Consider the following 14,443-nt stretch of genomic DNA (forward strand, 5'->3'; position numbering starts at 1 on the left):
CATCCGCACGAGGGCGGATTGTCAACAGATGATGCCATACAAACACATCATCGAGGCGCGCAGGTGGGGGTCAATCCCCCTTCTGTTCCATCGATGGCTGTTGCATCGAACGCAACAAGGCGGCGACCACCGGCGCCGCATGGCCGCCGCCGGTCAGGCTGGACTGGCTGACGAAGGCGGCAAAGGCGAGCCGGCGGGTCTGCCCCGGCAGGCTGCCCGGCTCCAGCCAGCCCATGAACCAGACCGTCGCCAGTCCATCGTCGCCGGCGGCGGGCGATCCCGCGGCGGGCGAACCCGTGGGGGCGGTGCCAGTCTTGCCGAACAGGCCGGCGCGCAGGCGCGCGAATTCCTGGCCGCGGAAGGCGCCTGCCGCCGTGCCGCCGTCCACCACGCCCTTCATGCCTGCGCGGATGCGGTCGAGGCGCACGCCCAGTTCCGGGCCGGGGCGGGTGGCGGCCGCGCGTCCGTCCAGCTCCAACAGCAGGCGCGGTGTCACGATCCGCCCCTGCCCGACCGCCGCGGCGACCAGCGCCATCTGCAGCGGGGTGGCCTGCATGCGCAGGCCGATCGCCATCTGGCGCACCTCGTGCCGGGTCTGGATCGGATCCATGCCTGATGCGCTGGCCTGCAGCGCGTCCCAGGCGGACCAGCGATAGTCCTCCGGCAGCAGGCCGCCGTCCAGGCGCAGCGGCGCGCCGAACCCGAGCCGGCGCGCCATGCCCGCAACCGGGCGGATGGCGTCGAGCGCGTCCGGTTCGAGCGCCCGCACGCCGGGCAGGCCGCCCTGCGGCGCGCCGCCCAGGCTGCGGTCGCCCAGCTCGGCCGTCCAGGCGAACCAGGTGTTGATGCTGTGCGTCATGGCCTGCGCCAGGCCAAGCCGTCCTTCGACGGCGCGGGCGCCGGCCAGCCCCTCGCGGAAATTCGTGATGCGGGCGCCGGCGCCCTGCGGATAGGCAGGGGCGCTGGTAGCAAAACCGTATCCGGCGCCAGCCGCCATGGCGTCGATCTCGGCCAGCGGCCTGCCGGCAAGCAGGCCGGAGAGCTTCGCGTCGCCGCGCGCCGCCGTTTCCAGGCCGAGGGCGGTCACCACCTTGAAGGTCGAGCCGGGGGCGCGCTGGGCGCCGCCGTCATGCTGGAAGGCCGGCAGGCGCAAGGGGCTGCGCGCCGGATCGGCGCGGTCGAAATCGCGCACTTCGGCCCAGCGCCCCGTCTCGAGCGCGCCCATGCCGCCGCCGGCCGCGGCCAGCACGTCGCCGTTGCCGGCGTCGAGCAGCACGATGCCCGCCTGGCGCCCGGCCGGCGCCACGCCCGCAGCCAGGCATGTCTTGCCGTCCCATTTCCCCCCGCGCAGGCCGACGCAGTCGAGCGCCGCCTGGGCCGCCGCCTGCAGGCCCAGGTCCAGGCTCAGGCGGGCCGCATGGCTGTTGCCGGGCAAGCGCGCCAGCATGCCGGCGACGCTCGAGCCGTGTTCGCGGTGCACCCCCAGCAGCGGCGCCAGCCCGGCCGCCTGCGCCGCGGCGCTCACCCTGCCGTCCGTCCACAGCGCTTCGCCGCCGCGCCCGCTGAGCCGAACCTCGGCCAGGGCCGGCCGCTGCGCGCCGCTCGACGCCGGCAAGGCATGCCAGGCCAGCCCTCCCCCCTCGGCACGCACGTGACGGTAGGCCGCGTCCGCGCTGCCGGACAGCTGCGCCAGGTCGAGCGGCTCCACCTCCAGCACGATGCGCTGCGCGCCCGGCTGCGGGGCCAGCAGCACGCGCTGGACCGCATCGCGCTCGCGGCAGGCGCGCCCGTCGCAGGCGCCAACCACCGCCGCCGTTGCCCCGGTGACGCGGCGCAGGCGCCCGGCCAGCAGCAACTCGGCCGGCTCGGGCCTGTCCAATACCAGCACCGCACTCCCGGCCTGCCCGCCGCCATCCCAGGCGCTCACCCGGCGCCACGGCGTCCAGCCTTCCGGCAGGCGCGCGAACAGGCGCATCGCGGCCAGCGGCAAGCCCTCGTCCTGCGCCACCGGCACCCCGCCGACGCTGGCCCGCCAGCCTTGATCGCTCCCGGGCCGTGCGCGCCAGGCCAGCAGCCGGCGTTCACTGTTGAACACCCGCAGCTGCTCGCGCACGAAGGCGCCGTCGGCGCGGCGGTACAGGCGCTCGAGCAGCCGGCGTCCTTCGTCGTCGAGTCGCACCCGGTCCCAGCCGGGCAGCGGCGCGCGGCCGCCAGGCGCCGCAGCGCTCCAGGCGGCCAGGTCGCGCGGCGCGACCTCGGCCAGTCCGCTGCTGCCCAGGCGAATCAGTCCGTGTGTTTTCAGTTGTTCGAACAGCAAGGCGTCTTCCAGCCCGCGCGGGGCGGCGGCGGGCACCCGGTATTCGCCCGGCGCCAGCGCCAGCGCCGGCAGCGCCACGCCCGGCCCGAAGGCCTGCACCAGACCGGCGCTGTTCGCGTGGACGACGGCGCGCTGCAGCAGCAGCTCGCCGGCCTGTGGGCAGGCCTGGCTCGGGCGGCGCGTGAACCTGAGCGCGCCCTCCTGCCAGACCAGCCAGCCGGACGTGCCGAGCAGGCCTACACCGTGGGCGCCGCGCGTCACCACGCTATTGCCGGCGTCGCCGATCCAGGCGGCCGCGCCGCTGCCCGCATTCCAGGCCAGCCGCAGCGCGCCCTTGGGGTCGCCGCGCAGGTCCATGCGCGGCATGCCGGAGCCGGGCGCGGCCAGCAGAACGTTCCTGGCCGCTCCCGCTGCGGCTGCCTCGGCGAACGGGTAGCCGATCCGCAGCGGCAGCAGCAAGGGCCGCCGCGCGTCGGACAGCTGCGTGCACAGGTCGATCCGCAGCGGCGGCGCCAGACGCACGCCGGACCCGACCACCAGCGCGGCGGCGCCGTGCTGGACGACGGCGATGCCCGGCTCGTGCGGCACCCGGACCGTGACGCCGCCCAGCAGCGGCTGCAGGGTGGCCAGCGCATCCGCGCCCTGCGCTTGCGCGGCACCGCTGTGCATCGAGAGCGAGCGCGCCGCCAGCGCCAGCACCACGGCGCCGCATGCGGCGGCGGCGCAGGCCAGCACGGCCCACGGGTTCACGGACAGGCGAGGCCTTGCCGCAGTCTGCGCGCCGCGCCGCAGGTTGCGCGCGCGCCGGCGCGCCGTGCGGGCGGCGGCGACAGAACGCGTCAGGGCGGTGAAGGCGGTGATGGCGGCGGTCATCGGCATGTGCAGGTGGTTGCGGCCCGGTCGTGCCGCTCGCCCGTGTCTAGCAGGGGGTGGGTGAAACCCATCCGTCGCGCCGCGCCGCACGACATCGGTGACGCGCGTTCGAGCAGGATTTTTGACAGGCTATCCCGCGTTTTCCGCGTCTCGTCGCAATCGCCTCGCGGCCTGGAATCGCTTGGCCTACAGTGCACACATCGACCACCCACCCGCAAGGAGAAACACCATGAACGTCATGAAGCATATGGAGGCCTTGTTCGTCATCGCGATGAGCCTCGCCGTCTCGGGCAGCTACCTGATGGAGGCGATCCCGGAAGCCCAGGCCCGCAACTACAGCGCCGATACGGCCATGGTCGCCAGCGGCGGCAAGATGGCGGTCGTGACGGTCAGCGCCAAGCGCCTCTCCAGCGAAGAAAAGCAGGCCGCAGGAGACCGCGGATGAGTTCCTCGGGCCAGCCCGTCGTCGCCTCGGCGCGACAACGGGCGGCTCCTTGCGACGCCATTTGTATCACCCTACTGCGGAGCCCGGCTCCCAATCTGTTTCAGATGTAAGTATCTGCTTCAACGCTCCCTTCCGCCGACCGCCGGCGATATAGTGGGTCATCCGTTTTTGGATCTGGAGACCCGACATGAAACGCACCTACACCCTCGCTGCCCTGATCGCCATTGGCGCCGCCTTCGCGCCGCTGCCATCGATGGCACAGACCGATTTCCAACTGTATATCGGCTCGGCCCCGCCGGCGCCCATCTATGAACGCGTTCCCGTCGCGCGCCACGGCCATGTCTGGGCCCCGGGCTACTGGGAATGGCGCGGCCGCCGCCACGCCTGGGTGCCGGGCCACTATGTCGCCGCCCGCCCGGGTTACGTCTACGCCCCGCCGCGCTGGCACCAGCGCCAGGGCGGCTGGTACATGGAACCGGCGCGCTGGGACCGCTACCAGGGCCGTGGCTATGCACCGGTCTATGCCGGCGGCTACCGCGACGGCCGTGACGGCTACCGCGACGGCTATTACTACCGCGACGGACGCCGCTACGACCGCGATCGCGACGGCATCCCCGACCGCTACGAGCGCGGCGGCCGCCGCGACACCGACCGCGACGGCGTGCCGAACTACCGCGACCGCGACCTCGACAACGACGGCATTCCGAACCGCCGCGATCGCGACATGGATGGCGACCGCGTCCCGAACCGCTACGACCAGCGGCCGGACAATCCCTACCGCCGTTGATTCGAACTTTCCAGAAACGGCAGAGGCACCTTCGGGTGCCTTTTTGCTATCCTAGCGCCATGATCAGCAAGCCAGCCCGCGACCTCGCCCTCCCCGCCGACCACGCCACCCTGCTCGCCGCCGCCTTCAAGGGCGAAGTCGCCACCAGCCGCAAGCTTGCCGCCCGCACCGGCATGCCGGAAGCCGAGGCTCTGCGCGCCACCCTGACCCTGAGGGCGGGCGTGGCCGGCCTCGAACAGCTGCTGGCGGCGCGCGCCGCCGAGCGCCTGCGGGGCGAACACGGGGCCGCGGCGCGCCAGGCCCATGCCGCCGCGGCCCTGTCCCGGCAGCGTACCCCGCAGCCTGCCACCGCGCCCGCCTGGCGCGCCTGGTTCGACGGCTCGGCGCGGCCCAATCCCGGGCGCTGCGGCATCGGCGCCGTGCTCGAGGGCCCCGGCGGCGTGCGCGTCGAACTGTCGCGTGCGGCCGGCTACGGCAACAGCAGCGAAGCCGAGTACCTGGCCCTGATCGCGGTGCTGGAAGCCGCCGCCGGGCATGGCGCCGGCACGCTTGCCGTCCAGGGCGACAGCCAGGTCGTGATTGACGACGTCCACGCGCCCGACAGCGCCAGCGCCCCGGCACTGCGCGCCTATCGCGAACGGGTGCGCGCCCTGCTCGCCCGCCTGCCGGGCGCCACCCTGCGCTGGATCCCGCGCCACAAGAATACCCAGGCCGACGCGCTGTCGCAGCGCGCCGTGCCGCCCGCAACCAGTGAAGACCCGCATGAAACTGAACAACGACCAACCGAAGACTGACCTGGCCACCTGGCGTGCGCGCCTGGCCGCCATGGCCGAAGGCAGCAGCGGCGAGGGTGATCACGACGGCGCCCACGACAGCGCCCACCTGGAACGGGTGTGGCGCAATGCCCGGTCGCTGCTGGCGCAGCACCCCGAAGCCGACGCCCTGGTGGTGATGGCGGCCTGCTACCTGCACGACCTGGTCAACCTGCCGAAGAACGACCCGGAGCGCGACCAGGCCTCGCGCCGTTCGGCGCAACTGGCGCGCCACCAGCTGGCATGGATGAACTTCCCGCCGGAGCGCCTCGACGCGGTGGCGCACGCCATCGCCGCGCACAGCTTCTCGGCCAACATTCCGGCCGAGTCGCTGGAAGCGAAGATCGTGCAGGACGCCGACCGCCTGGACGGCCTGGGCGCCGTGGGCCTGGCGCGCATGTTCTACATCGCCGGGCGCATGGGGAGCAGCCTGGCGCACCCCGGCGACCCGCTGGGCCTGGGGCGGGAATTCGACGACCGCAGTTATGCGCTCGACCATATCATGGTCAAGCTGTCCAAGCTGCCGGGCATGATGCAGACGGCGGGCGGCCGCGCGCTGGCCGAGGAACGGCTGGCGCGGCTGCTGGCGTTTCGCGAGGAGTTCGCCGCCGAGAACGGCGTGCAGGACGGCGAGGCCCTGCCCGACTTCAAGCCGCCAGGATCTCCTTGAACAGGCCGATATCCTCGGGCGTTGATAGACTCGAGTTGTGCCATAACATGGTGAAATCGCCGTACTTCAGGGCAGCTTTCTTGAGAGTTCGCATCAAGTCGAAGGCTTCTGCGCTATACCCCAGCTTTAAATAGGAAATGACCGAGCCTTCCATCAAGATCAGCGGATGTTGCCGCAACTTCAGCGGGGCCTGCCGTGTCCAGCTCCACATGGGGAAAGTTCGGGTGCTACCGTAGCGGAATCCGGGATTGTCGGGATAGCCACCCGTCGAATCGTAGGTGAATCCGGCGTGCTCCAGATGGTCCGCAGTCTGGCCGGCGTCCCAGCGAAGATAGTGTTGACGATTGCCGATCACGCCTGCGTCCGCGCCGGCGATGCGGCAGGCGTCGATCAGGGACATCCGTTCACGCTGTAACAAGGCGGCGTTGCGATACGTGTGGTAGCTGCCGTGCATCCCGATCTGGTGTCCCCTGTCGGACATGGATTTCAGCAACTCCTTGATCCTTCGTTCCGTCAGCGAGTAGGTGCAATCGAACGGCGTCCTGCCGGACGTGGGGATGAAATAGAAAATGCCCCGGTAGCCATGCGACTCGAGCGTGTTCATGTACCACGCGAAATTCCAGTTGGGGTCGAACTGGTAACGGCCTTGTCGAGAGCTCCAGGCGTTTCTCAAGCGCCGGCCCGCGCAGCCCACCGACCGCCGGCGCAGCAAGGCCCCGGCCAGGCCTTGCGCCAGCAGCCATGGACTGGCGATCCATCGCTCGTAGGGTTCGTCGACATCACAGGTCACCACCATGGTTCCGGCTGTCCGCGGCCGAGTCAGCTGCGGCCAGACTTTCACCATGGCGGACCACAGAATCTCGATATATTCGTCAACGACAGGACGGTACAGAAAACCGCGCTCCACCGCCAGCGACGCCGCAGCCGGAAATCGGTCGTTTCGATCGCGGCTTGCCTTGATCAACTCCTCATACCTGGACAGCATGAAGAAGGTGGACCCGATCACATCGAGGTTCAGCTGACCATTCCCTTGGGCTGTGCACAGGAAACCCTGATGCCCCCACAGCACCGGGATCGACCTGGCAGTCAGGTCGGCGTCGAGCGTGTGGTCGACGTCCATCCAGTCCCCACGAGGCTCGATCACAAGCGAGTCCGGTTTCATCCAGACCGGTTTATTCAGTCGAAAAAAATCGCAGGCAAGGGACAAGGTCTTCCCTTTGAATCGCATCTCGATCTGCTCGCCCTCATATGGCAGACAGGTAAATTCCAGGCGCAGTATCTCGGTAAATATCCACTCCAGCACCCACTCGGCGGGTGCGCGATAGTCGATCGGCACCAAGACCGTGATCTTGTCGGCATCGAGCGCTACCATGATTCAATGACTCCTCTTGCGCAATACTCGCCCGAGAAAAAACGCGGGCCAACGATGGATGCGATCCCAGCGCAATAGATTACAGGCGGCGCAGTCGCCCGAATCGCATGCGGAGAACGCCTTGTTTTTCGCCAGTATCTCGCGCTCGATGGCATAACATTCGGCCGCGGGAGCGCAGATGGAGTATGCATTGCCGACCAGGCCGGTGGCCAGATGTCCGCTTTTGACATATGCCGCATAAAACTTCCAGAACGACCTGGAGCACAGGCCGGGATCGGTCCGATAAAAGGTCCGTATGCTGCCGTGCTCGTCGACATAGCGGCTGATTGCCAGCCAGGGCGCGATGCGGCGCCGGTAAAGCCCCAGGTCGGCCTCTGCGAGGTGAGCTGTCGTAAAGCCCGGGCTCGAACCGACACAGCCGGTGACCAGCATTTTTGCCTTATGCGCGATCAGCTTCCTGACCGGTTCGTAGGCGCGGGAGTGCGGTCCGTGCCCGTCCGTCAGTTGCTGTGCATGCTTTCCAATGGCAACAATCGAACACTGGGGATGCAGGCTGCGGTGTGAATGGGGACGGGCGATCATCATGTTCGGCAGCGCGCCCGCGTTGGATACCGAATCCGGCGTATAAGGTGGAATTTTCGACGCCTGCCACGCGAAGCCATTCTTGGTGAACGCCAGGCTGGCGACCGTTCCGCTCGATCCGACGGTATCCAGGAGCGCGTCCAGAAAATAACCTTGATCACGCGCTCCCACCGCCTTCAAGCCGGCCCGAACGAGGACAACATCGCCTTCCACGACGCCCAGCCTGCGCAAATCGTGGCGTATTGATTCTCGTGTTATATCCATTGGCAATTCCCGGGTCAGTTGTCAGGGCGCTACCGAGTGTGCCGTATCCGCCATCGTGCGCTTTGCGCGCACGCAGCCCCGATTCCCTCTTGGGGCCAGTGGGCCGCGCTTTTGCATGCGCTTTCGCGGAATTGCGCTTCCTGGACGCGCGACTGTCCATTTTTTCGACACCGCCGCTTCCCGGGTGTCCGAATGATGCTTGCCCAATGTTAAGATGGTCAATGTCACCCGTCCGAGGCATTCATGAGCAGCTCGACCGCGCCACAGCCCGCGCAACCTGCAAACGGCAACCTGAATTTCGTCCTGGTCTGCATCTTCATCGACATGCTCGGCATCGGCCTGATCGTCCCCGTCATGCCGCTGCTGGTCGGGCAGTACGTCCCGGCCAGGGACGACCAGGCCCTGTGGTTCGGCGTCCTGGCCGCCACCTTCGGCGTGCTGCAATTCCTGTTCATGCCGGCCCTGGGCGCGCTCAGCGACCGCGTCGGGCGCCGGCCGGTGCTGCTGTACTCGATGGCCGGCATGTGCATCAACTTCCTGGTCACCGCCTGGTCACCAAGCCTGTTCTGGCTGTTCGTCGGGCGCATCATCGGCGGCATGTCCTCGGCCAGCATGTCGGTGGCCTCGGCCTACGCCTCGGATATCTCGACCAGGGAAAACCGCGCCAAGAGCTTCGGCAAGATCGGCGCCGCCTTCGGCCTCGGCTTCATCTGCGGTCCGATGCTCGGCGGCCTGCTGGGCAACAATGACTTGCGCCTGCCCTTCTACGTGGCCGCGCTGCTCGGCGCCGGCAATCTGGTCTATGGCTACTTCATGGTGCCGGAATCGCTCCCGCCCGGCCGGCGCCCCCCGTTCGCCTGGGCGCGCCTGAACCCGCTCGGCGCCCTGCTGCGCCTGGCACGCCGCCAGGACATCCGCGGCCTGCTCGTGGTCATCACCCTGGTCACCTTCAGCCAGATGATGCTGCAGTCGACCTGGGTGCTGTACACCACCTTCCGCTTCGACTGGACGCCGCGCGACAACGGCATCGCCATGTTCTGCGTCGGGCTGGTGTCGGCCGTGGTGCAGGCCGGGCTGCTGGCGCTGCTGATCCGGCGCTTCGGCGAGGTCCGCCTGTCGCTGCTGGGCATCAGCTCGGGCGCGCTGGTCTTCCTCGGCTATGGCCTGGCCACCCAGGGCTGGATGATGTACGCGCTGATCCTCTGCAATGTGCTGGGCTTTGCCGCCACGCCTGCCTTGCAGGCGATCGTGTCCAAGTCGACCGCCGGCGACCAGCAAGGCGAACTGATGGGCTCACTGCAATCGATCGGCAGCCTGGGCGTCATCATCACCCCGCTCATCGGCACCGCCATCCTGGCCAGGGTCAGCCACCTGCCGCCGGGCGACTGGCGCATCGGCAGCCACTTCCTGCTGTGCGCGGCCATGCAGGCGCTGGCGATCCTGGTGGCCTGGCGTTACTTCCGCAGCCACCGCGTGCACGACAGCCACGGCGAAGACCAGGGCAAGAACGAGGACAAAGAAGAGCTGCGGGCCTGATGCCGGCGAGCGCGCCGGTGGCAGCGCGGGCCGTGCTGCGGCTTGCCTAGAATTTCATCTCCAGCGTGGTGCGCAGCTTGATCCCGCCCGGGTAATGCCAGCGCCGCTTTTCCAGGCCGCCGACGGGGTCGAAGTAGCTCGGCTCGAAGCCGTTGTCTTCGCCCAGCAGGTTCGACAGCGCGACCCGCAGTGCGGCTTTCGGGGTGAAGGTCCAGGCGGCATATGCGTCCAGGTCGGTGCGGGCGATGCGGTAGAAGCCCCGGTTGGCGGCCACCTGGATGTAGCCGCCCCGCCGGTGCGCCACGCTGGCGCCCGCCGCCAGCGCGCCCGATTTATAGTCGAGGCCGAGGTTGGCCGAGAGCGGGATCTGTTGCTCCATCCGGTTGTACGGCCCCGGCACTGACTCGACCTGCGACCAGTTGCGGCTGACGCTGGCGCGCAGGTCGATTGCAGGCGCGCCGGTGACCAGCGCCTTAAGCGGGAACCTGGTCTCGATCTCGAGGCTGCGCATCACGGCGCGGTCGTCGTTCACCGGCGTGAAAATCCAGCGCAGGCCGTCGAAGTAGATCCGGTTGCTGGTGTAGTCGTCGATGCGGCGCAGCGCGCCGCTCACCGACAGCATTGCGCCTTCGGCCCAGTAATGCTCCCAGGCCGCATCGATGCCCCAGGCCAGTTCCGGCCGCAACTCCGGATTTCCCTGGTAATCGGCTTCGGTGGCGCTGTTGTTTTCCCATTCCGCGCGCTGCGGCACGATTGCGCCCAGCTCGGGGGCTTTGTAGGTCCGGCTGACGGCCAGGCGCAACTGGTCGGCCTGCTTGCCCTCTTTCGCCGGAAATTTAACCAGGGCCTGCAGGATAGGACTAAGCACGCTGGAGCGCACCTGCGTCAACTCGACCGCGTTGCCCGACACGCGCGTGCGCACGCCCTCCCAGCGGGTGCCCACATAGAGCGACCACTGCGGACCGATGGTCCATTCGTCCTGCAGGTAGAGGGCGGCGCGGCTGACGTTCGCGCGGAAGCCTTCATCGAGCAGCTGGCCGGGAGCAAAAACCCGGATCCGGTCGCGCTCGACCCGGATTTCCGAACTCTCATTTACGCGCAGGTCCCAGCCCAGCGCCAGCAGATGGCCGCCGTCCATGCCGCGCGTGGCCTTGCCGGTTGAATTCAATCCCCTGGCGTGGGCGTCGGACAGCGTGCTGCCCTCGGTTTCCGGCAAGCCGACGGCATCCAGGCCGCTGCGGCGCACGAAGCGTTTGTGCGACGACCATTCGGCGCCGAGCTTGGCGTCGAGCTTCAGGCCGGACGCCATGCTGCGGGTCCAGCTCAGGTCCGACTTCAGCGTGCGGTCGTCGAATTCTCCGAAGGTGCTCAGGTCGGGGGTCTGCGGCGGGCGGCCCACCAGGGTCGTCACGATCGGGCGCCCCTGGTTCCGGAAACTGCCGCTGTTGAACATGGTCTCCCACGCCAGGCTGTCGCCGTTGTCGAGGGTCCAGTTCAGGCGCGGACTCAGGTTCAGGCGATTCATGTGCCCCTTCTCCTGCGCGTATGTGCTGCGGTACAGGTCGACCATGCCATCCGGCCTGGTGTTTTCCTCGAAGCCGCCCCAGTCGCGCGACAGGCCGTCATGGTTGCCGCTCGCCGAGAACGACCAGGAGGACTTGTCACCACGGTCCCCCAGCTGGGTGCTGAACGTGGGGCCGCGGAAGTCGCTGGAGAGCAAGTAGCCGAGCTTGGCTTCGCGCTGGCGCTGGTTGGCTTTTTTGCGCAGCACGATGTTGATGGTGCCGGCCACCGACTCGGCGGAAAACTCGGCGGTGGCGACGCGCAGCACTTCGATGCGCTCGATCATGTCCGGCGACAGCGTATCGAGTGCGAATCCGGCGGGGGTGCGTTCGCCGTTCACCAGGATCTGGGTATAGCCGCCGCCCAGGCCGCGCATCCGGATCTGGGTGCTGCGTCCGTTGCCGGTGGTGACGGTGACGCCGGGGATGCGCTTGAGGACGTCGGCCACCGCGGTATCGCCGTAGCGGACGATCTCCTCGCGCTTGACGACGATGCGCGCGGCGGTATCGTCGCGGCGTGCGTCATAGCCCTGCCCCTTGACTTCCACCTGCTGCACCGGCCCATCCGTGCCGGACTGTTGGGCGCCGGCCTGGGCACAGAGCCCGGCGACGAGGACTACCAGGTGACGGGGGCGCAGCAAGCTCATTCTCCACTCTCCAGAAATAGTTGTTCAATTAATGTGAACAACTATATTCCAGCTAATGGAAGCATGTAAACGTTTTAATGAACATTTTATTGCTACGACATAGCAAACGTGAATTCCACTGACAAGAAAAAGCCCGGCTGAGCAGCCGGGCCTGGATCGACGATTGGGACGATCAGAACTTCAGCTCATACGTCGCGCGGTAGCGCACGCCCTGCGGGAACACGAAGCTGCGCGTCTGCGATCCGAAGCGTGCGTCCTCATACGTGTTCTCGTTGACGAAGTCCTGGCGCGTGATGTTGCTGACGGCGAGCCGCAGCTGGCGCTGGGCGTCGAACTTCCACAGCGCATACCAGTCGAGTTCGCGGCGCGGCGCGACATAGGCGCGCTGGTTCAGCGACACCCGCACCGGGCCGCCCCGGCGGAAGGCGAAGCTGCCGCCGGTGGTCAGCGCGCCCACCTTGTAGTCGGCGCCCAGGTTGACCGTCAGCGGGGTCTGCTGGTCGAGGCGGTTGTCCGGGCCCGGCACCGACTCCACCCGCGACCAGTTGCGGTTGACGCTGGCGCGCAGGTCGAGCGCCGGCGCATCCGTCATCAGCGCCTTGAGCGGAAACTTGGTCTCGATCTCGAGCGAACGGGTAACGGCACTGTCCTGGTTGCTCGGCGTCGTGATCCAGCGCTCGCCGTCGAAGAAGGTGAGATTGCGGGTGAAATCGTTGATACGGCGCTGCGACACGCTCACCGACAGCAGCGCGCCTTCGGCCCAGTAATGCTCGTAGGCAGCGTCGATGCCGAAGGCCAGCTCGGGCTTGAGCGCCGGGTTGCCGCGGTAATCCGGCTCGGTCGAGCTGTTGTTCTCGCTGATCTGGCGGCGCGGGGTCAGGCTGCCCACGCCAGGGGCCTTGTAGGTGCGGGTCAGGGCCAGGCGCAGCTGGTCGCCGCCCTTGCCGTTCTTGCCCGGGAACTTGTACAAGGTCTGCATGATCGGACTCCACACATTCGAGCTCGACTCCGCCTGGCCGAAGGTGTTGCCGGTCACGCGGGTGCGGATGCCTTCCCAGCGCGCGCCCAGGTACATCGACCAGGCTGGCGTGATGTTCCATTCGTCCTGCGCGAACACGGCCAGGCGCTTGACGCGCGCTTCCGACACTTCGTACAGCGGCAGGTTGCCACTCACGCGTACCCGGTTGACTTCATTGCGCTCGTCGTCGCGGGTATCGACGCCGCCGTCCCAGCCGAAGGCGAAGGTGTGGCCCTTCTCGATCGTGCGGCTGTACTTGCCGGTGCTGTTGACGCCGCGGTCCCGGCCTGCGAGCAGGCTGGTGGTATTGAGCAGCGGCGCGCCGGCCGCCGTCGCGGCGGTACGCTGCGAGGTGCTGTCGTTCTCGAGCGCCGAGACGCCCACTTTCAGGTCCAGCTTGGCGCCCGATTCGAACTTGCGCGCCCAGCTCAGGTCCGAGCGCAGGTACTGGTTGTCGGCCTCGAAGTCGTTGAACAGCTCGGGGTACGGCGGCGGCGGCCCGATCAGGGTCGTGGTCAAGGTGCTGACGCGATTCTTGAAGCGGTGTGCGTTGATGAAGGTCTGCGAGGTCAGCACATTGTCCTGGCCGAGTGTCCAGTTCAGGCGCGGGCTGAAGTTCAACAGGCTCATCTGGCCTTTTTGCGGCAACAGAATGGTGCGCAGCATGCTGGTGTCGCCATTCGGCGCCTCGCCCCGCTCCACGCCGGTGGACTCGAATTCGAAACGGTCGTGCATGGCGTTGGCGGACACCGAGTACGAGAACGCGCCGTCGCGGTCCGACATCTGCAGGTTGGCGTTGGGGCCGTAGCCGTTGCGCGAGCCCTGGGCCGCGAGCTTCAGTTCGCGCAGGCGGTTCTTCACCGTGCGCTTGAGGACGATGTTGATGGTGCCGGCCACCGACTGTGTCGAAAACTCGGCGCTCGCCGCGCGCAGCACTTCGATGCGCTCGATCGAATCCGGCGCCAGCGAGTCCATCGAGAAGCCGGCCGGCGCACGCTCGCCGTTCACCAGGATCTGGGTATAGCCCGCCCCCAGGCCGCGCATGCGGATTTCGCCGCCGCGGCCGTTCGGGCTGTTGACGGTGATGCCGGGCACGCGCTTGAGCACGTCCAGCACATTGGTGTCGCCGTACTTGGTGATCTCTTCGCTGCTGACCACGACCTTGGTGGCGGTGTCGTCGCGGCGCGGGTCGTAGGCATCCAGCGTGCCTTTCACCTCCACCTGCGTGATCTTCTTGCGCTCGTCGGCTTTGGCTGCGTCGGCTTTGGCTGCGTCGGCCTTGGGCGCGTCGGCCTTGGGCGCGTCGGCCTTCGGCGGAGTCTGGACCTCTTGCGCGGCGCCGAAGGCTGGGAGACACAGGCTGATCGCGGCGGCAAGCAGCGTCATGCGGAACGGGCGGAGTACGGGGGACATTGATTACTTCGAAAGGGATAGGGAGCCGAATTGTCCCAGAAGCAACTCGTCCTGTCTGCAAGAATCGAATATGCATGCAGCAACTATTTTCCTCGCATACGCCTTCCATGCGGACACTGGAGTACACTGCGCCGTATAATGCGCG

At 67.9% G+C, this 14,443-nt stretch carries 10 protein-coding genes; 5 read left to right on the forward strand and 5 right to left on the reverse strand.

The genetic code is table 11. The features are described 5' to 3' along the window. Positions 1–70: 70 nt before the first annotated feature. Entirely contained in the window at positions 71–3,190 is a 3,120-nt protein-coding gene (locus AC56LU_RS22855) for a penicillin-binding transpeptidase domain-containing protein (protein WP_497177895.1), read from the reverse strand. Positions 3,191–3,419: 229 nt separating this feature from the next. Here AC56LU_RS22855 and AC56LU_RS22860 point away from each other — a divergent pair, with 229 nt between their 5' ends. The 4 genes from AC56LU_RS22860 (at position 3,420) to AC56LU_RS22875 (ending at position 5,904) form a co-directional block, all read left to right on the forward strand. Then, a complete protein-coding gene (locus tag AC56LU_RS22860) occupies positions 3,420–3,635 on the forward strand; it encodes a hypothetical protein (protein WP_497177896.1) in 216 nt (71 codons plus the stop codon). 187 nt (positions 3,636–3,822) lie between these two features. Next, positions 3,823–4,422, forward strand: a complete 600-nt coding sequence (locus tag AC56LU_RS22865; RefSeq protein ID WP_497177897.1) for a YXWGXW repeat-containing protein — start codon at positions 3,823–3,825, stop codon at positions 4,420–4,422. A gap of 59 nt (positions 4,423–4,481) precedes the next feature. Continuing rightward, positions 4,482–5,216 carry a ribonuclease HI family protein gene (locus AC56LU_RS22870; RefSeq protein ID WP_497177898.1) on the forward strand — a complete coding sequence of 245 codons (735 nt, stop codon included), beginning with the start codon at positions 4,482–4,484 and terminating at the stop codon, positions 5,214–5,216. After that, on the forward strand, positions 5,185–5,904 hold the full coding sequence (locus tag AC56LU_RS22875) for an HD domain-containing protein (protein ID WP_497177899.1): 720 nt from the start codon (positions 5,185–5,187) through the stop codon (positions 5,902–5,904). Before AC56LU_RS22870 ends, AC56LU_RS22875 begins: the two co-directional genes overlap by 32 nt. Here the strand turns inward: AC56LU_RS22875 and AC56LU_RS22880 are convergent. Together AC56LU_RS22880 and AC56LU_RS22885 are read right to left on the reverse strand one after the other, a co-directional pair. Then, a complete protein-coding gene (locus AC56LU_RS22880) occupies positions 5,882–7,276 on the reverse strand; it encodes a polysaccharide deacetylase family protein (RefSeq protein ID WP_497177900.1) in 1,395 nt (464 codons plus the stop codon). The genes AC56LU_RS22875 and AC56LU_RS22880 overlap by 23 nt on opposite strands. A 3-nt stretch (positions 7,277–7,279) precedes the next feature. After that, entirely contained in the window at positions 7,280–8,122 is an 843-nt protein-coding gene (locus AC56LU_RS22885; protein WP_497177901.1) for an AAC(3) family N-acetyltransferase, read from the reverse strand. A gap of 243 nt (positions 8,123–8,365) precedes the next feature. Here AC56LU_RS22885 and AC56LU_RS22890 point away from each other — a divergent pair, with 243 nt between their 5' ends. Next, on the forward strand, positions 8,366–9,658 hold the full coding sequence (locus tag AC56LU_RS22890) for a TCR/Tet family MFS transporter (RefSeq protein WP_497177902.1): 1,293 nt from the start codon (positions 8,366–8,368) through the stop codon (positions 9,656–9,658). 46 nt (positions 9,659–9,704) lie between these two features. Here AC56LU_RS22890 and AC56LU_RS22895 read toward each other — a convergent pair whose 3' ends face one another. Together AC56LU_RS22895 and AC56LU_RS22900 are read right to left on the reverse strand one after the other, a co-directional pair. Further along, positions 9,705–11,867 carry a TonB-dependent receptor plug domain-containing protein gene (locus AC56LU_RS22895; protein WP_497177903.1) on the reverse strand — a complete coding sequence of 721 codons (2,163 nt, stop codon included), beginning with the start codon at positions 11,865–11,867 and terminating at the stop codon, positions 9,705–9,707. A 172-nt stretch (positions 11,868–12,039) separates the two neighbouring features. Then, positions 12,040–14,298, reverse strand: a complete 2,259-nt coding sequence (locus tag AC56LU_RS22900) for a TonB-dependent receptor plug domain-containing protein (protein ID WP_497177904.1) — start codon at positions 14,296–14,298, stop codon at positions 12,040–12,042. Positions 14,299–14,443: the final 145 nt, after the last annotated feature.

The sequence above is a fragment of the Telluria sp. PB2R4 genome, from assembly GCF_059685695.1.

Coding starts and splice junctions, on each gene's coding strand:
- AC56LU_RS22870 (WP_497177898.1), top strand. CDS start 4,482: ATGATCAGCAAGCCAGCCCGCGACCTCGCCCTCCCCGCCGACCACGCC.
- AC56LU_RS22855 (WP_497177895.1), bottom strand. CDS start 3,190: ATGACCGCCGCCATCACCGCCTTCACCGCCCTGACGCGTTCTGTCGCC.
- AC56LU_RS22865 (WP_497177897.1), top strand. CDS start 3,823: ATGAAACGCACCTACACCCTCGCTGCCCTGATCGCCATTGGCGCCGCC.
- AC56LU_RS22860 (WP_497177896.1), top strand. CDS start 3,420: ATGAACGTCATGAAGCATATGGAGGCCTTGTTCGTCATCGCGATGAGC.
- AC56LU_RS22885 (WP_497177901.1), bottom strand. CDS start 8,122: ATGGATATAACACGAGAATCAATACGCCACGATTTGCGCAGGCTGGGC.
- AC56LU_RS22875 (WP_497177899.1), top strand. CDS start 5,185: ATGAAACTGAACAACGACCAACCGAAGACTGACCTGGCCACCTGGCGT.
- AC56LU_RS22890 (WP_497177902.1), top strand. CDS start 8,366: ATGAGCAGCTCGACCGCGCCACAGCCCGCGCAACCTGCAAACGGCAAC.
- AC56LU_RS22900 (WP_497177904.1), bottom strand. CDS start 14,298: ATGTCCCCCGTACTCCGCCCGTTCCGCATGACGCTGCTTGCCGCCGCG.
- AC56LU_RS22895 (WP_497177903.1), bottom strand. CDS start 11,867: ATGAGCTTGCTGCGCCCCCGTCACCTGGTAGTCCTCGTCGCCGGGCTC.
- AC56LU_RS22880 (WP_497177900.1), bottom strand. CDS start 7,276: ATGGTAGCGCTCGATGCCGACAAGATCACGGTCTTGGTGCCGATCGAC.